Raw genomic sequence first — 24,277 nt, forward strand, 5'->3', positions numbered from 1 at the left:
TGAGGGGCGGCGCCAGCGATTGAAAGCTCGCGCTGCCCCCCACGTGCCTGCCGGCATCCTCTCCCGTACGGGGTGAGGATAACTCACCCGATCACCTTTTGTTCCGATTTTCCTTGGCGATCGCGCGCCGTCGCGCTACCTCTTTCGCGTGACCGAGCAGCCGCGCCTTGCCAAACAAAATGCCGCCGTCCTTCTGCCCGAGCCATTCATCAGATGGTTTGGCGAAAAAGGCTGGTCGCCGCGCGCTCACCAGATCGAGCTGCTGGCGAAGGCTCAAGCCGGGCAATCGGTGCTCTTGATCGCACCGACCGGCGCCGGCAAGACACTGGCCGGCTTCTTGCCATCGTTGACCGAACTGGCCAACCGCCCCAGACGCAAAGCCGGTATGGCACGGCGCGGCATCCATACGCTCTACATCTCGCCGCTGAAGGCGCTGGCCGTCGACATCGAGCGCAACCTCGGCAAGCCGGTGGAGGAGATCGGCCTGCCCGTCACCATCGAGACGCGCACCGGCGACACCCCTTCGCACAAGCGGCAGCGCCAGAAACTGGCGCCGCCCGACATCCTTTTGACCACGCCCGAGCAATTGGCGCTGCTGATCGCGGCCGGCGATGCCGGGCGCTTCTTCAAGGATCTGCGCTATGTCGTGCTCGACGAGTTGCATTCGCTGGTGACATCGAAACGCGGCCATCTGCTGGCGCTCGGGCTGGCGCGGCTGCGCAGCATCGTGCCCGGCCTGCAGACGATCGGTCTGTCGGCAACGGTGGCCGAGCCCGACGAGTTGCGGCGCTGGCTGGTGAGCCAGAATCCGCCCAAAGGCCTGGCAAGTCCCGATATGTCTGAGCTCATCGTCGTCACCGGCGGCGCGAAGCCCGAAATCTCGATCCTCGATTCGGAAGAGCGCGTGCCATGGGCCGGCCATTCGGCGCGCTATGCGACGCCGGAAATCTATCGCGAGATCAAGCGCCACAAGACCACCCTGCTGTTCGTCAACACCCGCAGCCAGGCCGAGCTGCTGTTTCAGGAATTGTGGCGGGTCAACGAGGATACCTTGCCGATCGCGCTGCATCACGGCTCGCTCGATGTCGCCCAGCGCCGACGCGTCGAGAAGGCGATGGGGGAAAACGCGCTCCGTGCCATCGTCGCCACCTCGACGCTCGACCTTGGCATCGATTGGGGCGATGTCGATCTGGTCGTCCATGTCGGCGCGCCCAAGGGCGCCAGCCGGCTGGCGCAGCGCATCGGCCGCGCCAATCACCGCATGGACGAGCCGTCGAAGGCGATCCTGATCCCGGCCAATCGTTTCGAAGTGCTGGAGTGCCGGGCAGCCCTGGACGCCAACTATCTGGGCGCCCAGGATACGCCGCCGCTGGTCAATGGCGGGCTCGATGTGCTGGCCCAGCATGTGCTGGGCTGCGCCTGCGGAGCGCCGTTTCGCGCCGACGATCTCTACGAGGAAGTGCTGACAGCAGCGCCCTATGCCAGCCTCGACCGGCCGACATTCGACCGCGTCATTGATTTCGTCGCCACCGGCGGCTACGCACTGAAGAACTACGAGCGCTACGCCCGCATCCGCCTCAACAAGGACGGCATGTGGCGGGTCTCCAATCCCCGCGTCGCGCAGCAATACCGGCTGAACGTCGGCACCATCATCGAGGTGCCGGCGCTCAATGTGCGTTACGTCAAGGCCGGCAGCAAAGGCTCGGCTTCGCACGGCGGCCGGGCTCTGGGCAAGATCGAGGAGGCCTTCCTCGAAACGCTGACGCATGGCGACACCTTCATGTTTGCCGGCAAAGTCCTGCGCTTCGAAGGCATCCGCGAGAACGAATGCTTCGTCTCGAATGCGCCGGGAAGCGACGCCAAGGTGCCTTATTATGGCGGCGGCAAATTTCCGCTCTCGACCTACCTCGCCGAGCAGGTGCGCGCCATGCTGGACGACCCGCAGCGCTGGAAGAAGCTGCCCGAGCAGGTGTCGGATTGGCTGCGTTACCAGGCCGACAAATCGGTATTGCCCAAACGCGACGACCTCTTGATCGAGACCTTTCCGCGCGGCAACCGTCACTATCTCGTCGCTTATCCTTTCGAGGGCAGGCTGGCGCACCAGACGCTCGGCATGCTGCTCACCCGCCGGCTGGACAGGGCCGGCGCCAGGCCGCTTGGCTTCGTCGCCACCGACTACGCATTGGCCATCTGGTCGCTGGGCGATATGGGCGCGATGTTCAAATCGCGGAAACCTTCGCTTGGCGCTCTGTTCGACCAGGACATGCTGGGCGACGACCTCGAGGCTTGGCTGGCCGACAGCTGGCTGCTCAAGCGCACCTTCCGCAACTGCGCGCTGATTTCAGGCCTGATCGAGAAGCGCCACCCGGGACAGGAGAAAAGCGGCCGTCAGGTCACCGTCTCGACCGATCTGATCTATGACGTGCTGCGCAGCCATGAGCCCGACCACATCCTGCTGCAGGCGACGCGCGCCGACGCGGCGACCGGTCTGCTCGATGTCAGCAGACTTGCCGACATGCTCTCGCGTATCCAGGGTCGAATCGTGCATAAGGCACTCGAACAGATATCGCCGCTGGCCGTGCCGATCATGCTCGAAATCGGCAAGATGCCGGTGAATGGCGAGGCCGACGAAACGCTGCTGATGGATGCCGCGACTTTGGTCGAGGAAGCCATGGGTCCGGGGATGGTTGAGGAATGAATTTTTCGCTGGCGCGGGCATCGCTGATCGCCGAGGCCGATTTTGTCGGCATCGCGGGCGAGCGCGCGGTCTGTGATTCGCGCGGCGTGCTTTATTTCCCCGATCTGAGGCTGCTCGCGGTCTCCGACCTGCATCTGGAAAAGGGCTCGTCCTTTGCCAGGCGCGGCGCACTGATCCCGCCCTACGATACCGGCGCCACTCTGCTCCGGCTGCAGGCGGTAATCGCGGACTACCAGCCGGCCATCGTCATCAGCCTGGGCGACTCCTTCCACGACGGCGGCGGCGCCGAGCGCATGCATCAAACCTTCCGCGATCGGCTGGAAGCATTGATGGCCGGCCGCGACTGGTTCTGGGTCGCCGGCAACCATGACCCGGAAGCGCCGGCGGATTTGCCCGGCGAGACGGTGCGCGAACTCGCCATCGGCTCGCTGCTGTTCCGCCACGAGCCGTCGAAGATAAGAACCGAGGGCGAAGTTGCCGGCCATCTTCACCCTTGCGCCCGCATCGTCCAGCAGGGCCGCTCGGTGCGGCGGCGCTGCTTTGCCGGCGATGGCGGCCGCATGATCATGCCGGCCTTCGGCGCTTATACCGGCTCGCTCAACGTGCTCGACCGCGCCTATGCCGGCCTGTTCCGCCGCGAGACGTTGATGGCCTATATGATGGGCGCCGCGCGCATCTTCGCCATTTCCGGTTCGATGCTGCGGCCGGGCTAAGTTTCTACGGTATAAGCACGGTTGCGCCTGTCGTCTGCCGTGCCCCGAGCCGGCGATGCGCCTCCGCCACTTCGGCAAGCGGCATGCTTGTGTGCACCGGGATTTTCACTGCGCCGCTGAGGACGACGCTGAACAGATCCTCGCTCATGGCGACAACGTCCTCACGCCTGGCGAGATGATGGAACAGCAACTGCCAGGTGGCGAACAGCGAACCCTTTTGCATCAAAAGCATGATGTCGAATGGCGGGATCGACCCCGACGCCGTGCCGTAGCTGACGAAGGTGCCGAACGGCCGCAGGCAGTCGAGCGAGGCGGGGAAGGTCGCGTTGCCGACGCCGTCATAGACGACGTGGCAGCCTTCGCCGTTGGTGACCTCTTTCACCCGTGCGGCGAAATTCTCTTTGCTGTAGTCGATGACATGGTCGCAGCCATTGGCGCGCGCAAGTTCGGCCTTTTCGGGTGAACCGACCGTGCCGATGACGGTCGCGCCGAGATGTTTGGCCCATTGCGTCAGGATGAGGCCGACGCCGCCCGCCGCGGCATGCACCAGGATGGTATGGCCCGCCTCGACGCGAAACGTGCGGCGCAGCAGATATTGCGCCGTCAGCCCTTTCAGCATCATCGCCGCACCTGTCTCGAAATCGATGGCGTCGGGCAGATGCACGACGAAATGCGCCGGCACGATGCGTTCTTCGGCATAGGCGCCGAGCGTCTCGACATAGGCGACTCGTTCGCCAGGCGCGAAGCCGCTGACGCCTTCACCGACGGCGACGATTTCGCCGGCGCCTTCATTGCCGGGAATGAATGGCAGAGCGGGCGGCGCGTATTCGCCGGTGCGAAAATAGATGTCGACGAAGTTGAGACCGACCGCCCGGTTGCGCACGCGCACCTCGCCCGGTCCGGGCTGGCCGATGTCGACATCTTCGTAGGCGAGCACATCTGGCCCGCCATGGCGGTGAACACGGATCGCTTTCATGGTTTTCTTCCCTGCGCTGTTCTCTTGAGTGTGAGATAGCGCGTGGCGGGATATCATTGTAGGCTGATACCGATGACATCAGAGTTCAAACAAAATGATATCTGAACAGATCGGCCTCGACCTTCTCCGCACCTATGTCGCGGTCTGCCGGCAAGGTAACCTGAGCAGGGTCGCCGCGCAGACCGGCAAGACCCAATCGGCGCTTAGCATGCAGATGCGTCGGCTGGAGGGCCTGCTCCAGCGGCATCTGTTCCAGCGCACCGGCCGCGGCGTTGTGCCGACTGCGGAAGGCGAGCTCTTTCTGGGATACGCGACCCGCATCCTCGCTCTCGGCGATGAAGCGGTGGCGCGTCTGCAGCAGGCTAGCAATGGGGGCGGCGTGCGTATTGGTCTTGCCGAAGAGGTCACCACGGCCGCGCTTTGGGCCGCACTCGGGCGGCTTCATCGCACCTATCCCGATATCAGCCTCGACGCGATGGTCGAGCACAGCGTCGCGCTGGGACGGCTGTGGAGCGAGGACGCGTTGGATGTCATGATCGCGCCGACATCCGTCGTCGCGGCCGATGCCGTGACGACATGGAACGTCGAACTGCAGTGGGTCTGCGCCCAGGACTATGTGCTGGACCATGACCGGCCACTCGATCTCGCTGCCTTCGGCGCAACCTGCCCTTGGCGCAGGCGGATGATCGAGGCGCTGATTGCCGCCGGCCGGGAGCACCGGATCGTCCTGTCGTGCCAGAGCGTCACCGGCCTTCAGGCCGTGATCGAGAACGGACTGGGCGTTGGACTGCTTCCGCCCGAATCCGTGCGTACCGCTTCGATGCGGGTGCTGAAGACGTCAGCCGGCCTGCCCGAGCCGCTCACGGTCCAATACGGCCTTTACGCGCACGACCGCAGGACAGCTGTAATCGATGCCGCGATCGAAATCCTGCTTAAGGATTTGCCGGCGGCGCCACGAGCACGGGCCGCCTGACGGCGGGACGCTCTACCGGCCGTAATAGAGGGTGACGGTGTGCTTGGCCTCGGCGAAGAACAGCCAGCGCTCGACCAGCATGCCGGCGAACTGGACGATTGCCGCAAGCACCGACAGCACCGCTGCGAATGGCCAGGGCAAAGCGAATAAGACAGAAAGCAGCAGCAGGGCAGGCAAGGCGAAAGCCAGCAACTGCGTGATCAGCCGCAGCTTTGCGCCATGTTTGCGCGCGATCCGAAAACCCATTTCCTTGAGCAGGTAGTTCTCCTCGGTGTGCGGCCATTCCAGCGAGCGCACTGTGCCGCCAGTGAGCCCTGTCGCCGTGTTGGAGGTGGTCGCGATCTCCAGCGCGTCATTGTATCGCCACGTCGCCAGCTTCCAGCCCCAGCCGAGCAAGGTCAGCAGCAGAGCGGCTACCGCAACGGCGGTCGGGCTGATGGCAAAAGCCTGCAGCAGCGCGTTGAGCAGCACGCTGCCGGTCATCGCCGAAAAGATGAGATAGCCCGGCAGCGTATACGGGCTATGCCACTGCGCGATCGGCTTCAGCGAGGCATAGATCATGCCGGTGGTGCAGACGGTGACGACCGCGCCGATGGCTGCCAGCAGCCCGGCAATAGCTACCCAGCCGCCGGTGTGGCCGAAGAACACCCAGCCGATGCCGAACAACCCGGCCGGAATGAAGGTTGCCACCGAAGCCACGCCTTCGCGCGACAGCCACGAACTGCGCCATTGCGAGAAGGCGCGCCATGCGCGTTCGGGGCGGCCGAGATGGCCGGTCGACGACAAAAGGCCGGCGGCAATCAGGCCAAGCGCCAGCCCCATGCCGATAAGGCCGAGCCAGAAATGGGCCGGGATAAAACCCAGTCCGCCAAGCACGCCGAGCAGCGCCAGCAGTCCGTAGCCCGCTCCTGTAGCAGTGGTGAAGAAAACGACGGAAAAGGCTGGATGCATTGGTCAGTTCGAAAGCATGCGGTCGATCAAGCCAAGAAAACCGCCTTCGACCGTGACTGGCTCGAGCCTTGGCGCCGGCACCGATGCGGCGCGCTGGGCGCGCGGCGGCAGATATTTGTTGGTCGGCTTGTAACCCATCTCCGGCATCAGGTCGACGCCGCCACGCTCCGCCACCAGTTGCGATACCGCCGAGGTGGGATCGCCGAGGTCGCCGAAATGCCGGGCGCTGGTCGGGCAGGCGGCAACGCAGGCCGGCACGCGGTCTTCCTCGGCCAGATTGTCGTTGTAGATACGGTCGACGCACAGCGTGCATTTCTTCATCAAGCCGACGTCGGTATCGAATTCGCGCGCGCCATAGGGGCAGGCCCAACTGCACAGTTTGCAGCCGATGCATTTGCTTTCGTCGATCAGCACGATGCCGTCCGACGCCCGCTTGTAGGACGCGCCGGTCGGGCAGACAGTGACGCAGGCAGGCGTCTCGCAATGCAGGCAGGAGCGCGGAAAGTTGACCGTGCGCCCGCCCGCCTCGGTCGTGTGCTCGTAGCTGTGCACGCGGTTGAACCAGACGCCGTCGACACGGCCGCCATAGGGGTCGATGTCGGTCAGTGGCGCCATGTGGCCGCCGGTGTTCCACTCCTTGCAGGCGGTGACGCAGGCCTGGCAGCCGACGCAGGTGTCGAGGTCGATGACTAGGCCAAGCTTCTTGTCTGTATGGGCGGGAAGGCAGGTCATTCCACGGCTTCCCTATGGACGCGGAACTCGGCGCCGAAGCGAAGGATGTCGGGCGAAGGCTCGACATTTGGCGGCTGGCTGAAACGCTCGAATTGCGGTTCGGTGAAGCCGGCTTCCTCATCAGAGCATTTGACGATGCGCACCCTGAGGTCGAACCACGCCGCCTGACCGGTCACCGGATCGGAATTCGAATAGCGTTTGCCGTTCGCGTCAGCCGATGTCTGGTCGCCGATAATATGGTTGAGCAGGAAGCCGCGATTGCTCTCGGCAGCGTTGTCCTTCAGACCCCAGGCGCCGCGCCTTTTGCCGATGGCGTTCCAGGTCCAGACCGTATCCGCATTGACGCCGTCGACCAGCTTGATCTGCCCCTTAACCCTACCGTTGATGCCTTCGATCCACACCCAGTCGTCGTCGACAAGACTGAGATCTGCCGCGGTCCTGTGGTGCACGAACAGGCGGTTCTGACTGGTGATTTGCCGCAGCCACGCATTCTGCGAGCCCCAGGAATGATACATGTGCATAGGCCGCTGCGTCAGCGCATGCAGCGGGTATTTATGCGGATCGACGGCGGCCTCTTCGAACGGGGTAAACCAGAACGGCAGCGGATCCATATAGGTCTCGATGCGCCGGCGTTCGCTCTCGGGCGGCTGGACGCGACCATGACCGCGCGCGGCGAGGCGAAAGCGCTGCATCGGTTCGCAATAGAGCTGGAACACGATCGGCTCGGCCTTGGGGATGAACCCCATCTGCTCTGCGAAGTCGAGATAGGAGCGGTTGGCCATCTTGTAATAGCGCTGGTCCTCAGCAAAATCCTGGTGCCAGAAGCCGCCATTGCCGATGTAGCGCTGCAACTGGTCGGGATTGACTTCGCCCTTGCCGACGGAAGTGCCGTCCTTGCCGCGCCAGCCGGCCAGCGGGCCGATGCCCGGCGTGCGTTCGTGATTGACGATGTAGTCGGCATAGTCGGCATATCTGGCCGAGCCATCGTCCTCGACGAAGCCGGGCAGGCCAAGCCGAGCGCCAAGTTCGATCAGCACCGATTGGAACGGCCTGACATCTCGGTCCGGTTCGACCACCGGATGGCGGATCGCGTCGCCCGGCCCGTCGGCATGGCTGATCGGCCGGTCGAGCAGGCTGATGCAGTCGTGACGTTCGAGATAGGTGGTGTCGGGCAGCACCAGGTCGGCGAACGGCACCGTCTCGGAATAATAGGCGTCGGAATAGATGATGAAGGGGATCTTGTAGTTACCCGCTTCGTCATGGTCGGTGAGCATGGCAATGGTCTCGACGGTGTTCATCGAGGAATTCCACGCCATGTTCGACATGTACATCATCAGCGTGTCGATTGGGTACGGGTCACCGGCCCACGCATTGCGGATGACCGTATGCATCAGCCCATGCGCGGCGAGCGGCGCATCCCAGGAATAAGCCTTGTCGATGCGCAAAGGCGTGCCGGCCTCGTCGACCAGGAGATCGTCCGGCCCGCAGACGAAGCCGAGCGGCATGCCGTCGAGCGGCGTCATCGGCCTGACCACCTTGCCGGCCGGCTTCGGTCCCGGGGGCGCCGAGCGCGGGTAGGGGGGCTTGAAACGGAAGCCGCCGGGCACGTCCACCGTGCCGAGCAGCACCTGCAGCAGGTGGATGGCACGGCAGGAGTGAAAGCCGTTGGAGTGGGCCGAGATGCCGCGCATGGCATGCATCGACACCGGCCGTCCCTTGATCGTCTCGTGCCGCCGTCCGGCCCAGTCGGTCCACGCAACCGGCAGTTCGATCGTCTGTTCGAAGGCGACGTGGGCGAGTTCGGCAGCGATCCGCCGGATGGTGTCGGCCGGAATGCCGCATCGTGCCGCGACCACATCGGGTGCGTAGCTGTAGTCCATGTAACGGTCGGCGATAAGCTGGAACACCGGCACGCAGCGGCGACCGGCGAACGTGAAGCTGCCGGTCAGCGCCGGCTTCGCATCGGCATCGGCTGCGTTGACGGTTGTCTTCGCCACTCTGTCCCACGCGAGAAGATTGTTGTCGCTGTCGCGCAGGAATAGCCCGTCATCGACCGCGCCCGGCTCCTGGATGACCAGCACATGGGCGTTGGTGTAGCGGAGCAGATAATCGAGATCGATGCGGCCTGCCTTCAGCAGTTCATGGATTAGGGCGAAGACGAAGAGGCCGTCGGTGCCGGGCCGGATCCCGATCCAGTCGTCGGCAATGGCGTTGTAGCCGGTGCGGCAGGGGTTGATCGACACCACCTTGGCGCCGCGCGCCTTGAGTTTACCCAAGCCGATCTTGATCGGGTTGGAATCATGGTCCTCGGCGACGCCGAACAGCATGAAGTATTTCGTATTGTCCCAGTCCGGCTCGCCGAACTCCCAGAACGAGCCGCCGATCGTGTAGAGCCCGCCGGCCGCCATGTTGACCGAGCAGAAGCCGCCATGGGCGGCGAAGTTCGGCGTGCCGAACTGGCTCGCCCACCAGCCGGTCAGCGACTGCGACTGGTCGCGCCCGGTGAAGAAGGCGAGCTTTTTCGGATCGGCCCGGCGGATATTCGATAGCCGCCCGGTCGCAATCGAAAACGCTTCCTCCCACTCGATCTCGCGGAATTCGCCCGAGCCGCGCAGGCCGCTGCGCAACAGCGGCTTCTTCAGCCGCGCCGGGCTGTAGTGCTGCATGATGCCGGAGCTGCCCTTGCCGCAGATCACGCCGCGGTTAACCGGATGGTCCTTGTTGCCGTTGATGTAGCGCACCTTGCCGTCCTTGATGTGGACGTCGATGCCGCACCGGCAGGCGCACATATAACAGGTGGTCTTGGCGATGCTGTCGGAGATAGCGGGCGAGGTGTCGACGCCGTCGCCTTCATCAGGCGCGCGTGTATCGCCAAGCGGCCGTTGCGACGGTGCGGAATTGGCTCCGCGCGGCGCAGCTGGGTTCATGATGCCGGCGTGCTTTTGCTACCTGCGAATTTGGCCCGCGTCTTCGGTCCGGGGCCACGCATATAGTGTTCTTCAGGATGATATCGATCGCCGGCCAGCCGCCGCCTGAGGCCACGGGTCCAATGCGCAAAAAGGGATCTGAACCGCCCGATCATTTTGTTGGCCGCGATTTGTTGGCGAATTTATTCTAACTTCGACTGAAAAAGTAGAATAAAGCTATCGATCCGTCTAATCAGTTGTTCTTGTAAATTCGATCGGAATTGGTTCTTAATGCACACATGACGCTGGACCAGTTGCGCATTTTCGTTGCCGTTGCCGAACGCGGCCATATGACCAAGGCGGCAGAGCTTTTGGGCATCTCCCAGTCGGCGGCGTCGGCCGCCATCCGCGCTTTGGAAGAGCAGCATGGCGTTCATCTGTTCAACCGTGTCGGCCGCAACATCGAGCTGGCTCAGACCGGCCACCGTTTCCTGCCTGAGGCCAAGGCGGTGCTGGAACGCGCCGCCGCCGCCCGAAATGTGCTGGAGCATGTCTCGCAGACGGTCGCCGGCAGCCTGTCCATCGCCGCCAGCCTGACCATTGCCAGCTACTGGCTGCCGCGCCGGCTGGCCTCTTTCCACGAGGCCTACCCGGCGGTGCGCTTGAGCGTCAGCATCGGCAACACCAGGCAGGTCGAGGCCAACGTGCTCGATGGCACCGCCGATCTCGGTCTGGTCGAGGGGCGCACCGAGTCAGACATCCTCCGCCGCACCAAGGTCGACGTCGACAGGTTGATGCTGGTCGTGGCCGCCTCGCATCCCGAAATCGCCGAGATCGCGCCGGGCCGCCCGGATATCAGAGGGCTGCGCTGGATCATCCGTGAGGGTGGTTCGGGCACGCGCGAGGTGCTGGAGGACCTGGCCCGCCGCGAGGGGATATCGCTTGGCGACCTGCAGATATTTCTGGTGCTGCCGAGCAACGAGGCGGTTCGCCAGGCGGTCGAGGCCGGCGCCGGCGCCACCATCATCTCGGACCTCGTCGTCGGACGCGCCGTCGCCGAGGGCAGTCTCCGGTCGGTGCCGCTCGAACTGCCGAAGCGCGACTTCGCCATGATCACCCATCGTGACCGCCGGGCAAGCTTGGCCCAGATGGCGCTCAAGGCGCATCTCGGCGCTGAAGCGGGGAACGGCATCCCGGCATAGCCGTCCTCAGGGCATCTGATATCGGTCTAGGGTCGGGGTGAAATGGTGCGGCCTCGTTTGGGTATTTATGGTCATTATGGGGTAGCCGCAGTTATGTGTTCAGGAGAACTTCCGCTGCGCATCCAGCGCCAGGCCAAGGCCGACCGAACCGAACATGTCGCCCTCGATCACAGCCGCTTGCGGCACCAGCGACAGGATTTCACGCCGTGCCAGCGGGATCGCGGTCGAACCGCCGGTGAGGAATACGGCGGTGATCGCAGACGCCGTTATGCCGGCATCGGCAATCGTCTGCCGCACCGTAGCGGATACCCGCTCGATGTCGGCGGCGATGGTCTCTTCCAGGCCGGTCCGCGAGATCTCGGCGGCGAAATGCGCGCCGGGCAGCGCCACCGTTACATCGGCCGAAGCCTGATCCGTCAGCGCGATCTTGGCTCGTTCGACGAGGCCGGCCAGCGCATGGCCGTAACGGTGCTCGACAATATGGATGAAGCGGTCGACAAGGTCGGCGCGGACGGCCTCGAAGCGGATTTGCCTCAGATGCGTCATCGCCTTGGCAGTATAGACGAGGTTGATGCGCTGCCACGTCGCGAGATCAATGAAATAGCTCGCCGGCAGGTTGCGCTTGCCGTCTTTTGTGGGCGTCAGGTAGCCGAGCTTGGGCATGACATGGGCAATGCTGAGCAGCCGGTCGAAATCGGTGCCGCCGATATGGATGCCGCGGTTGGCCAGGATATCGTCCTTGCGGTCGCGTGAGCGGGCGCGTTGCGGCGAAACCCGCACGATCGAGAAGTCGGACGTGCCGCCGCCCATGTCGACGATCAAGGCCAGTTCCTCGCGCTTCACGTCCTGCTCATAGTCGAGCGCTGCCGCGATCGGTTCGAACTGGAAGGCGATGTGCTTGAAGCCTTGCGCGCGCGCCGCCTTTTCAAGCTCGCTTTGCGCCTTGGCATCGGCTTCCACATCTTCGTCGACAAATTGCACCGGCCGGCCGAGCACAACGTTCTCCACCGGAGCGCCGGCATCTTCCTCAAGCCGCTTCTTCAAATGGCCGACGAACATGCCGACAATGTCGATGAAACCGATCTGCCGGGCCTTGATCCGCGTCTTCTCATGCGCCAGCGAACTGCCGAGCACGCTCTTCAGCGACCGCATCAGCCGGCCTTCGATGGCATCGGTGTAGTCGGCAATGGCGCGGCGGCCGAAATAGGTGTGACCGTCCTCGAATTTGAAGAAAACCGCGCTTGGCAATGTCGGCTGTTCACCTTCCAGCGCCACCAGCCGTGCCTGGCCGTTGCGGATCACGCCCACCGTAGAATTGGACGTGCCGAAATCGATGCCGCCAAATGCCTGGTGCATTGCAGCCTCCTGTCATTGGGTCGTCGCTGTGGCGGGCGTCCGCAAGGCGCGCGCCGTCCAGAGGCCTGACCGTTCTGCCGAATGATTGTGCGTGTAACCCGAGGGTTGGGAGGCGGCGGTCTATCGCAAGACTGAGAAAAGGGGAACCCCTTTTCCCCGGAAATGGGTCCTGCGCGTCAATCCCTGCGGAAAATCAGCCTGCCCAGCCAGCCGGTGATCATGGCCAGCGACACGGAGAAGACGCCGTAGAGAAACGAGTAATCATGCGCGACGCGGAAGATCGACTGTTCGAAGCCCGATTTGCGGATTTCGAGCTGGGCCGAGCTTTCCTTGAGGAACAGACCGCTCTTGAACAGGAACGCGCGGGCTTTATGGGTTCCAACCGGGACGTTGGGCGCCAGCCGCACCGTGGCGCGAAACAGGTTCTGCGACAAGAACTGCACGCCGCCGACATTCTCGCTATAGAGGCCGGTCGCCGCCTTGCGCTCGCGCAGCGCCACGGTGAATTCCTCGATCGTCGCCGGACTGTCGGTTACCTCGGCCGGCTGCATGTAAAGGTTGGAGGCGCCGAGCGACAGCTGCTTGTAGCTGTTGGGTTCGGTGATGTCCTGCAGCGGCCGCGTCGTGGCGACGGAGTAGGATACCGGCACGTTCTCGAAGGTCTCGGATTCCAGATTGACCCAGACGCCGAGCACGCGGTCCTTGCGGCGCACCACCACCGGCCGCGGCGGGCCTTCGAGCACGACGATGACGTCGTAGCGCCCCTGTCGCGCGACCAGCGGGTCGGGATTTTCCAGCGAACCGAAAATGGTCAGGTCGGCGCCGGAAAACCCGGCGGTGATCGACACCGCGTCGGTGGAGAGACCGATCTGGATGCCTTCCGGCAAGGGGTTCGGCGATTGCGCTGCCGCCGGCAGAGCGAGGGCGAAAAGCAAAACGGCGGCCGAAAAAATCCCCCACCGCAGCATCAGTTCAGGCCCGCGGCGGTCAGCGAATAGAGGTTTGGCGGCGTGACGAAGAGATCGATGGCAAGCCGGATCGCGACCGCCAGCACCAGCAGCGCCAGCAGTGCCCTGAGCTGTTCGCCGCGCAGCTTCTGTCCTGCCTTGGCGCCATATTGCGCGCCGGCAACGCCGCCCGCCATCAGCAGGAAGGCAAGCATGACGTCGACCGTCTGGTTGGTGGTGGCGTGGACAAGCGTGGTGTAGGCCGAGGTGAAAATGATCTGGAACAGCGAGGTGCCGATGACGACGTTGGTCGGCACCTTCAAGAGATAGATCAGCGCCGGCACCATGATGAAGCCGCCGCCGACACCCATGATCGACGACAGGAAGCCGATGCCGGCGCCGAGCCCCAGCACCGGAATGACGCTGACGAACAGCTTCGAGGCCCTGAAGCGCATCTTCAGCGGCAGCCGGTGGATCCAGTTGTGCTGGCCGGATTTCTTCAAGACCGGCGCCGCACCGCTGCGCGTCGCGCGCAGCGCATTGACGCTCTCGACCAGCATCAGCCCGCCGACGGTGCCAAGCAGCACGACGTAGAGCAGCGAAATGAACAAATCGAGCTGGCCGAGCCGACGCAGGAAGGCAAAGACAAAGATACCGCCGGTCGAGCCGACAATGCCGCCGGCCAGCAGCACCCCGCCGAGCTTGAAGTCGAGCGTGCCGCGCTTCATGTGCGACAGCGCGCCGGAGAAGGAGGAGGCGATAACCTGGTTGGCGCCGGTAGCAACGGCGATTGCCGGCGGGATGTTGTAGAAGATCAAGAGCGGCGTGATCAGAAAGCCGCCACCGACCCCGAACATGCCCGACAGGAAACCCACCGCCGCGCCCATTGCCAGCAGCACGAAGACGTTGACGGAAATTTCCGCGATCGGGAGATAGATGCCCACCCGTCAGTCTCGATCAGTTTGCCTGTCGGCGATTGCAGCCATTCCAGGGCATTGTCGCACCGAAAAGCCAATTCTTTCTTGCACCGCCGGGGCAGTGGGATCAAACCCCGCCGCCCTACCGAAACAAAAAACATCTCAAGCAGTTAGCAGGCAAATGTATGGCAGGGCGTCGCGTTAGCGACGCATCTGCCGTTATTTGTGCGCCAGCAGCGCCTTCACCAGCTTTTCGTCGATTTCGCCGGTCGCCTGCATCTTGTTTTCGGTCTGGAAAGCCATGATTGCGGTCTTGGTCTTGCCGCCCATCACGCCATCGGCGCCGCCGGCATCGTAGCCGTTCTTGTTGAGGATGAGCTGGATGTTCTTGACCGCCTTCTTCATGTCGACGCTGGCGGTGGTCTGCGGCGTGCCTTCCTGCCAGGATTCAGGAATGTCGGCCGAGTTGGACGCCGGGTCGAGCGGCTTCGGCTTCCACAGTTCCGTGGCGGCGCGCGCCCGCTCCAGCTGTTCGGGGCGCAGCGCAGTGGCGACTTCGTCGCGCTTTGCAGCCGCATCCTTGTCGCCGGTCTTGGCGACGAGCGCGAACCATTTGTAGGATTCCTCCAGGCTCTGCTTCATGCCGACGCCCTTTGCCGCCAGGATGCCGAGATTGAACTGGCTGTCCTTGACGCCGACATCGGCCGCCGCCTGAAACCAGTGCGCGGCCGATTCATTGTCGGTCACGCCGTCGGCGGCCATGGCAAACAGAACGGCCAGATTGTGCATGGCGCTGGCATTACCCTGCGCGGCGGCGAGCTGGTAGAAGGTCTTTGCCTTCTTGACGTCGCGCGTGACGCCGATGCCCTTCTCGTAGAAATTGCCGATGCGGTATTCCGCCGGTGCGAAGCCGAGCTCGGCCGACTTTTCGTACCATTTGGCCGCTGCCGCCATGTCTTCCTTGACGCCGCGCGATTCAGCATAGCGCGAACCGAGCTCGAACAGCGCCTTGGCGTCGCCGCCGGCAGCCGCGTCGCGCAAGGCTTGCGGGCCGGCATCGGCCGGAACGTCTATCTTGGCCACGACAGGTGCTACCGCGGCATCAGCCGGCGGAATGGCGCCGGTAGTATCCGAGGCCGTCGTATCCGAGGCCGAGGGCGCCATGACGGCGGCCGCAGGCTGCGCGTCAGCAGCCGCCGGTTCCGCAGTGGCGGTCGTCGGCAGCATTGCATTTGGCGCGGGGGCCGGATCGGCCAGAGCCATCGGCGCTGGCGCGGGTTCCACGGCCGGCATTTCGGGCTCGGCGATCGAGGCCGCATTCATTGGCGCATCGTTGCCAACTGCCGGTTCCGTGGGCTCCGCCTGCCTGACGGTCCGGGCCGGCGCGTCCTGCACGGCCACCTGCGCGTCTGCCTTGGGTTGGCTGGCAGCGTTGACCGAAGCAGTCTCGACCGGCTGCGAGGCGACGATCGGCGCTGTATCGTTGCTTGCGACCTCGACCGGGTCGGCGAAGAAGGCCTTGCCGAGTTGCAGGCCGGCAAGCGCCAGCATGATCGCGACCGCTCCCATCAGTATCGGCTTGCGCCGCGCCTTGAGCAGGTCGCCGATACGAAGCGCCTTGACCGGGCCCTTCATGGTGGACTGGCGTTTCAGCGCGTCGGCCTCGGCGGCCGCAGCCTGCGCCGCGCGCCTGGCAGCGGCAATGAAGTCGGATTTCGATGCATCGCCGGAGTTTTGGCGCACCGGTGGGCCACGTTCGTCGCGTACGCGCTTCATGATGGCGTTGAGGTCGGGCGCGCCGGAGCCCGGCTCCAACGGCCGGTTGGCGAGCTTCGGATCGAGCGGCTCGTCGAGATCGACGCTCGGCATGTCGACATTGGGCCCCGAGCCGGCAAGCGGCGGCATGTCAGCCGGCTTCTTGCCCCTGAAGGCGCGCGCCAATCCACCGAACAGCGACGTCTTGGCCGTGGCTTCGCCTTTCTCGGCAATCCTGTCGGAACCGAGCGCTGCCTGGGCAGCGGCCGCGGCAGCCTCGGCTGGCGAGCGCCGCACGGGTTCGCTGCCCATGACCGGGTCGCTACGCGTACCCGGGTCGCTACGCGTACCCGGGTCGGCGCGCATATCCGGCTCGCTGCGCATGATGGCGGCGGCGCGGCCGTCGAGATCGGCCATGTCTCCGGTCAGCGGCAGCGGCTGGTCGATATCCATCGACGGCGCGTCCTGCACCGAAATCTTGGAGGCGCGTGCAGCGCGGGCCCGCCGCGCCGGCTCGGCCTGGGCATCCAGAAGCTCGCTCACCGCCTCCGCCGGTTCGCTGGTCTCCAGCGAGCCCAGACGATCGACGATCTTGAGCAACGTGTCGTGGATAGCCTCGAATGTCCGTGAATTGCGCTCGTCCGAACGGCGCGTCAGCGCTTCCAGCGTCTTCAGATCCTGAGCAAGGCCGGTAACGGCCGCGGTGTTGGCGTTGAAATCTGCCAGCGAGCGCACGGCGCTCTCGGCTGCTTCGCGTGCCGCGCCCATGATGGATTCGCGGGTTCCGGCCAGCGACTTCTCGATTTCGTTGAGGCGCGGGCTGATGTCCTCGAATTCCGGCAGCGGCGTGCCGGGCTTCGACAGATGCGCCGATAGGCTGGAGACCTGCGCCTCAAGGCTGCGGATCAGTGCCGGATCGATGCCGGCGACCTGCGCGGCCGACGATTCCAGCCGGCTTGAAATGTCTTCGAGCCGGCTTTCCAGGCCGCGGATCGCCGCCTCGTTGGCAGGATCGGGAATGCGCGTCTCCATGCGTTGGGCGAGCGCGGTGAAGCGTGCGTCGATGGCGTCCATGATGCCGGCGCTGTCAGCCTGCGGCTGGCGCTGGTCCAGCCGGTCGGCAACCTCGTCCAGCCGCCGCTCGAGATCGCGAAACAGCATGTTGCCCTGTTCGATGGCGTCGCCCTGCCGACGTTCCATCATGCCCGACAGCACGTCGAAGCGCTGTTCCAGACCCTGGAAGATATAGTCGGCGTCGGGCATGGCCGGGGCGCGATCGATCTTGTCGGCGATCATCGCGATCTGCTTGCCGAGGCGCTCCATCGCCTGTTCCGGCAGATTGGCGCGGCCGGCAAGCTCGTCGACCCTGTTCGACAGCGTGCTGAGACGGTCGAGAACCTCGCCGCTCGGACGAACCTGCACGACTTCCTCGATCTGCTGCGCCAGCGAGGCGATCCGCTTCTCGATGCGTTCAAAGGGTTCGGGGTCGAAGGAATTGGCCTGTGCGGCGACGGTCGAGGCGACGATGGCGCGCGAAATCTCGTCGAGCCGTTCGTCGATCAGGCCAAGCGTGTCGCCGCCGCGGTTGCTCTGCTGGCTGACGAAATGATCGACGGCGCCGGCAAGCGTGCGGACCTTTTCTTCCATCGAGCGCAGCGACAGCGATTCCGGCAGATTGTGGACCGCATTGCTGATCTGTTCGAGCCGGTCGGTCAGGGCCGAAAATCCGGGGCCGTCGGCACGGTTGCGCTGGTCGGCGTCGACACGGTCCTCGAACGCGCTCCAGCGGCGGTCGAAATCGTCCCAGCGGCGGTCGACCTTCAGCACACTTTCCTCGCGCGCCAATGTGTCGAGCGCCGTCTTTACCTGCTCAAGCTCGAGCCGCAGCATGTTGACGCTTCGGTCGTCGCTCTTCTCGGCCAGCGTCTGGATGGCGCCGGACAGCCGCTCGAATTCGACGCCGAGTTCGGCGCTGCCCTTGCCGGGCAAGCCGCTTGCCTGACCACCCGATTGGTTGCTCGCCTGGAACGCCCGTTCGATGTCCTTGCGCAGCGCGGCGAATTCGCGCTGCAGGCCGGCGGTCATCTGATGGCGAAGTTCCTCGCGCAGGCCGCGCAATTCGCCGGCGATCTTGCCGACCACGGCGACGCTGTCTTCCTGGCCGCGCACGCGGTCGATGTCGCGCGCGATCGCCTGATAGTTCTGGTCGAAGCCGGCCGTCACAGGGCTTTTCGGCCGCGGCGCGGGCTGCGGGTCCTCGTACCAGCGCGGCGGCGGGGCGTAGGGCTGGGCACTTGCGTAGCGCGGCTCCGGAGCGGGCCGGCGCGGATCGAAGCGCTCGGCGGCGTCCTCGCGCTTGCGCTCCAGCCGCTGCTCCAGCGTTTCCAGCGAGCGGTTCAATTCATCAAGCGTAGTGTTCGGCCTGCGCGGCCTGCCGGCGTTGAGTGTATCGAGATAGGACCGCTTGCTGTTCATCGATGCGTCCGTTTTTCAGAATGGCCGGCTTGCTGCCAGTTTCCCCAGGTCCTTGTCGGGAACGAAGGCGGCCGCGCGGCACTGCTGCGGCGAAAGACGAGCTTCCCGGGCCATGCCCGCTCTCCGAAAAACCGTGAAAAATTCGCTACAGGATAAACACGGGTGACCGACATCCGCACATTTCACCCATCGTGGTAAACAAGGCGTTAACCAAGCTTAAGAAGTTACGGCATTGCTGGAATACAGGCGGTGCCCGTTCGGACCCGGCGCCGGGGGTGCGGCATAAGGTTTCGCAATCCCAGAACGCCCTTGCGTCATGCGGCGGCTATCGTTATAGAATTGACGTAAACGTAAGAGGGGCGCCGTTCGTGCCTTTTGCGATGAATTAGTTGAAACCACGACTGGAAGCATGCCCCCGCTTCCACTCAGGCGTTGCAAGGTCCGAGACCGCGATGCCACGACAGGGGAAAGCCAGTGACTATGAAACTTGTTTCGCCCGGCGAAGCCGCGGCCAACACCAACAATATGTCTGCCGAAGCCGGCGAGGAGCTGGTGCGCATCGGCGAGATGGCCAAGAAATACGGCGTGACTCTGCGCACGCTGCGGTTCTATGAAGACAAGGGCCTGCTCAATCCAAAGCGCGATGGGGCGACGCGGCTCTACACGCGTCGCGACAAGGCGCGGCTGAAGCTGATCCTCCTCGGCCGCAAGGTCGGGTTCTCGCTACGCGACGTCAAGCAGATGATGGATCTCTACGATCCGACGGGATCCAACATCAAGCAATTGCGGCTGGCTCTCGACAAGTCGGAGAAGCAGCTTGCCCGCCTGCAGAAGCAGCGCGCGCTGATCGACGACGCCATCAACGAGTTGAGCGGCTCGATGTCGGCCGTGCGCCAGATGCTGTCCGAGCGTTCGGCCCCGGCCAGCGCCGCCAGCTGATTTCGCTCCGCAGTTCCCGGCGAAAGCTTTGAAGGTAAGAGCCGCGCGGCCCGCCTGCGTGGCTCTTTTTGCTTGACCACCCTCGCTTTGCGCAAAGCCATGCACCGCTCGTGCCGATAGGCTGGCATAAGTAAATTTTGTAGCGGCGACCAAATTGACGTTTACGCAAACGTCAATTTTTGCTATCCCGCTTTCAACATTGGCCCGCATGCCGCCCCCAACCTCATGTTTCGGGGCCCGATCTCGCGGCCAAGGCCCGCATGGTGGAGGAAACACATGCCGATCTACAGGGCGCCGGTCCAGGACACGCTGTTCGTGCTCAACGAGGTGCTGGGTTATCAGCGCTACTCCAACCTTCCCGGATTTGCCGACGCGACGCCCGACGTTGTCGAGGCGATCCTCGCCGAAGGCGCCAAGCTTGCCGAAAACGTTATGCATCCTCTGAACCGCGTCGGTGACATGGAAGGCTGCGTGCGCCATGAGGACGGCTCGGTGATGACGCCGAAGGGCTTCAAGGAAGCCTACGACCAGTATCGCGAAGGCGGCTGGATGGGACTGGCGGCGCCCGTCGAGTTCGGCGGCCAGGGGCTGCCCTATGCCGTGCACACCGCGGTTGCCGAATACATGGTTTCGGCCAACATGGCGCTGATGATGTATCCCGGCCTGACTCAAGGCGCTATCGCTGCGATCATCACACACGGCACCGACGAGCAGAAGGCGACATGGCTGCCGAAGCTGGTCGAGGGGTCCTGGACCGGTACCATGAACCTGACCGAGCCACATTGCGGCACCGATCTCGGCCTGCTGCGCACCAAGGCGGTGCCGAACGGCAACGGCACCTACAAGATCTCAGGCCAGAAGATCTTCATCTCGGCCGGCGAGCACGACATGTCGGAAAACATCGTCCATCTCGTGTTGGCCCGCATCGAAGGCGCGCCGGCGGGCGTGAAGGGCATCTCGTTGTTCATCGTGCCAAAGCTGAAGCTCGATGCCTCGGGCAATCCGGGCGAGAAGAACACGCTCTCCTGCGGGTCGATCGAGGAGAAGATGGGCATACACGGCAATTCGACTTGCGTCATGAATTATGACGAGGCCGAAGGCACGCTGCTCGGCGAGGCCAATGGCGGCCTGAAGGCGATGTTCACGATGATGAACGAAGCCCGCCTCGGCGTCGGCCTGCAGGGCCTGTCGCTGTCCGAGATCGCCTACCAGAACGCGGTCTCCTACGCCAAGGACCGGCTGCAGGGCCGCTCGCTGTCTGGCGCCAAGGCGCCGGACAGACAAGCCGATCCGATCATCGTCCATCCCGACATCCGCCGCTCGCTGATGACCATGAAGGCCTTCAACGAGGCCGGCCGCGCGCTGGCGCTGTGGACGGCGATCAAGTCCGACATCGCCCACCGCTCCGCCGACGACAAGGATCGCCAGGCGGCCGACGACTATACCGGCCTGCTGACGCCGGTGGTCAAGGGCGTGCTCACCGACAAGGGTTTTGACCATGCCGTCATGGCGCAGCAGGTGTTCGGCGGCCACGGCTACATCGAAGAGCACGGCATGAGCCAGTTCGTGCGCGATGCCCGCATCGCCATGATCTATGAAGGCGCCAACGGCATCCAGGCGCTCGACCTCGTCGGCCGCAAGCTTGGCCTGAATGGCGGCCGCGCCGTGCAGGCCTTCTTCAAGGACGTCGGCGAGTTCTGCGAGGAGAACCGCGCCGACGAGAAGCTGGCGCCTTTCACGAAGGCGCTGAAGAAGGGCCTCAACGATCTGCAGGCGGCGACCATGTGGCTGGTGCAGAACGGCATGGCCAAGCCCGACAATGCCGGCGCCGCGTCGACCGATTACATGCATCTCTTCGGCCTGGTGGCGCTGGGCTACATGTGGGCGCAGATGGCCAAGGCCGCGCTCGGCAAGACCGGCGCCAATGGCTCCCAATCTGTCCACGAAAATGGGGCTTTTTACGATAACAAGGTGGTGACGGCGCGCTTCTTCATGGAGCGGATCATGCCCGAGACATCGGCACATCTCGCCCGCATTTCCAGTGGTGCGGACACGCTAATGGCGCTGCCTGCGGAAGCGTTCTAGAAATGGCTGGCGTCCCCCTCCCCCTTGAGGGGAGGGTGGCCCGAAGGGCCGGGAGGGGTCCTTGCGTGCAGTGCGCCGGCTGGTTGGCGCTTTGGTAGGAGATGATCGCAATGCCCCAAACCCGCGTCAATTCCGAAGATAAGGTCGAGCACGTCATCGGCGACCCCACCCGACCGCTTCGCGGCCACCCTCCCCTCGAGGGGGAGGGGGACGTTGGCGCGGGAGAAACGGCATGACAAATCCAGCCGAAGTGCTCTCCTTGCCGAAGCCCGCCTGGGCGGCGGACGAGGTCGGCATGCTCTACGACATGGCGCACCGCTTCATGTCGGAAGAGATCGCGCCGCGCTACGACGAGTTCGAGAAGAACGAGATGGTCGACCGCGAGAGCTGGCGCAAGGCGGGTGCCGCCGGCCTGCTCTGCGCCTCTATGCCGGAGGAATATGGCGGCTCCGGCGGCACCTTCGCGCATGAGAGCGCCATCATCGAGGCGATCGGCCATGTCGGCGTCGACGGTTTCGGCATCGGTCTCCACAACGCGATCGTTGCTCCTTACATCCTTCACTACGGCTCGGAAGAGCAGAAGAAGAAATGGCTGCCGAAACTGGCGACCGGCGAACTGATCGGCGCCATCGCCATGACCGAGCCGGGCGCCGGCTCCGACCTGCAAGGCGTCAAGACGCGCGCCGAGAAGGACGGCAACCAGTACAAGATCAACGGTTCGAAAACCTTCATCACCAATGGCCAACTGGCCAATTTCATCATCGTCGTCACCAAGACCGATCCGGCCAAAGGCGCCAAGGGCACCTCGCTGATCGTCGTCGAGGCCGACGAGGCCGAAGGCTTCGAACGCGGCCGCAACCTCGACAAGATCGGCCTGAAGGCCAACGACACGTCGGAGCTGTTCTTCAATGATCTGCGCGTGCCGACCTCGAACCTGCTTGGCCACGAAGAGGGACAGGGCTTCATCCAGCTGATGCAGCAATTGCCGCAGGAGCGCCTGCAGATCGGCACCGGCGCGATCGCCATGATCGAGCGCGCGCTTGCTCTGACCATCGACTACGTCAAGGACCGCAAGGCCTTCGGCAAAGCGATCATCGAGTTCCAGAACACCCAGTTCAAGCTCGCCGAACTGAAGACCGAGGCCACCATCGGCCGCGTCTTCTACAATGATTGCGTCACCCGCCACATCAATGGCGGGCTGGATCCGGTGACGGCGTCGATGGCGAAATACTGGCTCTCGGACCTGCAGGGAAAAGTCGTCGACGAATGCCTTCAATTGCATGGCGGCTATGGCTACATGAATGAATATCCGATCGCCCGCATGTTCCGCGACGCCCGCGTCCAGCGCATCTACGGCGGCACCAACGAGATCATGAAATTGCTGATCGGCCGCTCTCTCTGAGAGCGACGTCGGCAAAGCAAGGAGCAAGCAAATGGCTGAAGCTTATGTCTATGACGCCGTGCGCACACCGCGCGGCAAGGGCAAGAAGGATGGCTCGCTGCACGAGATGCCGGCGGTGCGGCTTGCGGCCAGGACGCTTGAAGCGTTGCGCGACCGCAACGGCCTCGACACTGCAAACGTCGACGACATCATCTTCGGCTGCGTCGATCCGGTCGGCGAAGCCGGCTCCGTCATTCCGCGTGCCGCCGCCTTCGAGGCCGGCTACGATAACAAGGCGCCGGGCATGCAGATCTCGCGCTTCTGCGCCTCAGGCCTCGACGCCATCAATTTCGGCGCCGCCAAGATCGCTCAAGGCGCCGACGAGATCGTCATTGCAGGCGGCGTGGAATCGATGTCGCGCGTCGGCATGGGCGCCTCGGGCGGCGCGTGGTTCATGGACCCGTCCGTCGGCCTGCCCGGCTGGTTCGTGCCGCAAGGCATTTCGGCCGACCTGATCGCCACCAAATACGGTTTTTCGCGCGACGACGTCGATGCCTATGCGGTCGAGAGCCAGAAGCGTGCGGGCAAGGCCTGGGCCGATGGCCGTTTCAAGAACTCCGTCATACCGATCAAGGACCAGAACGGCCTCACCATCCTCGATCATGACGAGCATATGCGGCCGTCGACCGACATGCAGTCGCTGGCCTCGCTCAACCCGTCCTTCGTCATGCCTGGCGAAATGGGCGGCTTCGACGCGGTCGCCGTGCAGAAGCATCCGGAAGTCGAAGAGGTCAACCACGTCCACCATGCCGGCAACTCGTCCGGCATCGTCGATGGTGCGGCCGCCGTACTGCTCGGCTCGAAGAAGGCCGGCAAGACGATGGGCCTGAAGCCACGCGCCCGCATCCGCGCCTTTGCCAACATCGGCTCCGAGCCGGTGCTGATGCTTACCGGTCCGGTCGACGTCACCGAGAAGCTTCTGAAGCGCGCCAAGATGAAGCTGTCGGATATCGACCTGTTCGAGCTCAACGAGGCCTTCGCCTCAGTGGTGCTGCGCTACATGCAGGCATTCGAAATCCCGCACGACAAGATCAACGTCAATGGCGGCGCCATCGCCATGGGCCATCCGCTCGGTGCCACCGGCGCGATGATCCTGGGCACGGTGCTGGACGAGCTCGAGCGCCGCGATTTGAACACCGCTCTGGTGACGCTCTGCATCGGCGCCGGCATGGGCACCGCAACGATTATCGAACGCGTCTGATTTTCGGCCG

17 protein-coding genes are annotated in these 24,277 nt (G+C 64.1%); 8 read left to right on the forward strand and 9 right to left on the reverse strand.

Going from position 1 to position 24,277, the window contains the following annotated elements; all coding sequences use genetic code 11:
* Positions 1 to 91: 91 nt before the first annotated feature.
* A complete protein-coding gene (locus tag NLY37_RS26990; protein ID WP_245260071.1) occupies positions 92 to 286 on the reverse strand; it encodes a hypothetical protein in 195 nt (64 codons plus the stop codon).
* Between NLY37_RS26990 and NLY37_RS26995 the strand changes: the two genes are divergently transcribed.
* Entirely contained in the window at positions 194 to 2,698 is a 2,505-nt protein-coding gene (locus NLY37_RS26995; protein ID WP_245270749.1) for a ligase-associated DNA damage response DEXH box helicase, read from the forward strand. The genes NLY37_RS26990 and NLY37_RS26995 overlap by 93 nt on opposite strands.
* Complete coding sequence (pdeM, locus tag NLY37_RS27000; protein WP_023688711.1) at positions 2,695 to 3,411, forward strand: ligase-associated DNA damage response endonuclease PdeM; 717 nt, start codon at positions 2,695 to 2,697, stop codon at positions 3,409 to 3,411. Before NLY37_RS26995 ends, pdeM begins: the two co-directional genes overlap by 4 nt.
* A 4-nt stretch (positions 3,412 to 3,415) precedes the next feature.
* Here the strand turns inward: pdeM and NLY37_RS27005 are convergent, their stop codons facing one another.
* The gene (locus tag NLY37_RS27005; protein WP_023740755.1) at positions 3,416 to 4,387 is read right to left on the reverse strand and encodes a quinone oxidoreductase family protein; all 972 of its coding nucleotides are present in this window, start codon (positions 4,385 to 4,387) and stop codon (positions 3,416 to 3,418) included.
* A gap of 94 nt (positions 4,388 to 4,481) precedes the next feature.
* Here NLY37_RS27005 and NLY37_RS27010 point away from each other — a divergent pair, with 94 nt between their 5' ends.
* Positions 4,482 to 5,360: a LysR substrate-binding domain-containing protein gene (locus NLY37_RS27010; RefSeq protein WP_023740754.1), complete on the forward strand. Its 879-nt coding sequence runs from the start codon at positions 4,482 to 4,484 to the stop codon at positions 5,358 to 5,360.
* A 12-nt stretch (positions 5,361 to 5,372) separates the two neighbouring features.
* On the opposite strand, the gene NLY37_RS27015 is transcribed toward NLY37_RS27010, so the two are convergent.
* From NLY37_RS27015 to NLY37_RS27025, 3 genes are read right to left on the reverse strand one after another with little or no spacing between them, the layout of a single operon-like run.
* On the reverse strand, positions 5,373 to 6,311 hold the full coding sequence (locus NLY37_RS27015; RefSeq protein ID WP_023740753.1) for a dimethyl sulfoxide reductase anchor subunit family protein: 939 nt from the start codon (positions 6,309 to 6,311) through the stop codon (positions 5,373 to 5,375).
* Between the two features lie 3 nt (positions 6,312 to 6,314).
* A complete protein-coding gene (locus NLY37_RS27020) occupies positions 6,315 to 7,043 on the reverse strand; it encodes a 4Fe-4S dicluster domain-containing protein (protein ID WP_023740752.1) in 729 nt (242 codons plus the stop codon).
* The gene (locus tag NLY37_RS27025) at positions 7,040 to 9,970 is read right to left on the reverse strand and encodes a molybdopterin oxidoreductase family protein (protein ID WP_023740751.1); all 2,931 of its coding nucleotides are present in this window, start codon (positions 9,968 to 9,970) and stop codon (positions 7,040 to 7,042) included. The genes NLY37_RS27020 and NLY37_RS27025 overlap by 4 nt, the downstream gene beginning before the upstream one ends.
* A gap of 278 nt (positions 9,971 to 10,248) precedes the next feature.
* On the opposite strand from NLY37_RS27025, the gene NLY37_RS27030 reads away from it, so the two are divergent.
* Complete coding sequence (locus NLY37_RS27030; RefSeq protein WP_023740750.1) at positions 10,249 to 11,151, forward strand: LysR substrate-binding domain-containing protein; 903 nt, start codon at positions 10,249 to 10,251, stop codon at positions 11,149 to 11,151.
* Between the two features lie 99 nt (positions 11,152 to 11,250).
* Here the strand turns inward: NLY37_RS27030 and NLY37_RS27035 are convergent, their stop codons facing one another.
* The 4 genes from NLY37_RS27035 to NLY37_RS27050 all read right to left on the reverse strand — a co-directional run bounded on the left by NLY37_RS27035 (position 11,251) and on the right by NLY37_RS27050 (position 18,601).
* A complete protein-coding gene (locus NLY37_RS27035) occupies positions 11,251 to 12,507 on the reverse strand; it encodes an Hsp70 family protein (RefSeq protein ID WP_023740749.1) in 1,257 nt (418 codons plus the stop codon).
* A 176-nt stretch (positions 12,508 to 12,683) separates the two neighbouring features.
* Entirely contained in the window at positions 12,684 to 13,475 is a 792-nt protein-coding gene (locus NLY37_RS27040; protein ID WP_023740748.1) for a TIGR02186 family protein, read from the reverse strand.
* Positions 13,475 to 14,398, reverse strand: coding sequence for a sulfite exporter TauE/SafE family protein (locus NLY37_RS27045; protein ID WP_023669608.1), 924 nt, complete (start codon positions 14,396 to 14,398; stop codon positions 13,475 to 13,477). The genes NLY37_RS27040 and NLY37_RS27045 overlap by 1 nt, the downstream gene beginning before the upstream one ends.
* Before the next feature lie 192 nt (positions 14,399 to 14,590).
* A complete protein-coding gene (locus NLY37_RS27050; RefSeq protein WP_023740747.1) occupies positions 14,591 to 18,601 on the reverse strand; it encodes a peptidoglycan-binding protein in 4,011 nt (1,336 codons plus the stop codon).
* Positions 18,602 to 19,081: 480 nt separating this feature from the next.
* Between NLY37_RS27050 and NLY37_RS27055 the strand changes: the two genes are divergently transcribed.
* The 4 genes from NLY37_RS27055 (at position 19,082) to NLY37_RS27070 (ending at position 24,267) form a co-directional block, all read left to right on the forward strand.
* Positions 19,082 to 19,540: a MerR family transcriptional regulator gene (locus tag NLY37_RS27055; protein ID WP_023740746.1), complete on the forward strand. Its 459-nt coding sequence runs from the start codon at positions 19,082 to 19,084 to the stop codon at positions 19,538 to 19,540.
* 276 nt (positions 19,541 to 19,816) lie between these two features.
* Positions 19,817 to 21,625, forward strand: coding sequence for an acyl-CoA dehydrogenase (locus NLY37_RS27060; protein ID WP_023740745.1), 1,809 nt, complete (start codon positions 19,817 to 19,819; stop codon positions 21,623 to 21,625).
* A gap of 232 nt (positions 21,626 to 21,857) precedes the next feature.
* Positions 21,858 to 23,027 carry an acyl-CoA dehydrogenase family protein gene (locus NLY37_RS27065; protein ID WP_023696702.1) on the forward strand — a complete coding sequence of 390 codons (1,170 nt, stop codon included), beginning with the start codon at positions 21,858 to 21,860 and terminating at the stop codon, positions 23,025 to 23,027.
* 31 nt (positions 23,028 to 23,058) lie between these two features.
* Positions 23,059 to 24,267, forward strand: coding sequence for an acetyl-CoA C-acetyltransferase (locus tag NLY37_RS27070; protein ID WP_023740744.1), 1,209 nt, complete (start codon positions 23,059 to 23,061; stop codon positions 24,265 to 24,267).
* Positions 24,268 to 24,277 lie beyond the last annotated feature (10 nt).

The sequence above is a fragment of the Mesorhizobium sp. C395A genome, assembly GCF_030323205.1.
Taxonomy (GTDB): Bacteria; Pseudomonadota; Alphaproteobacteria; order Rhizobiales; family Rhizobiaceae; genus Mesorhizobium.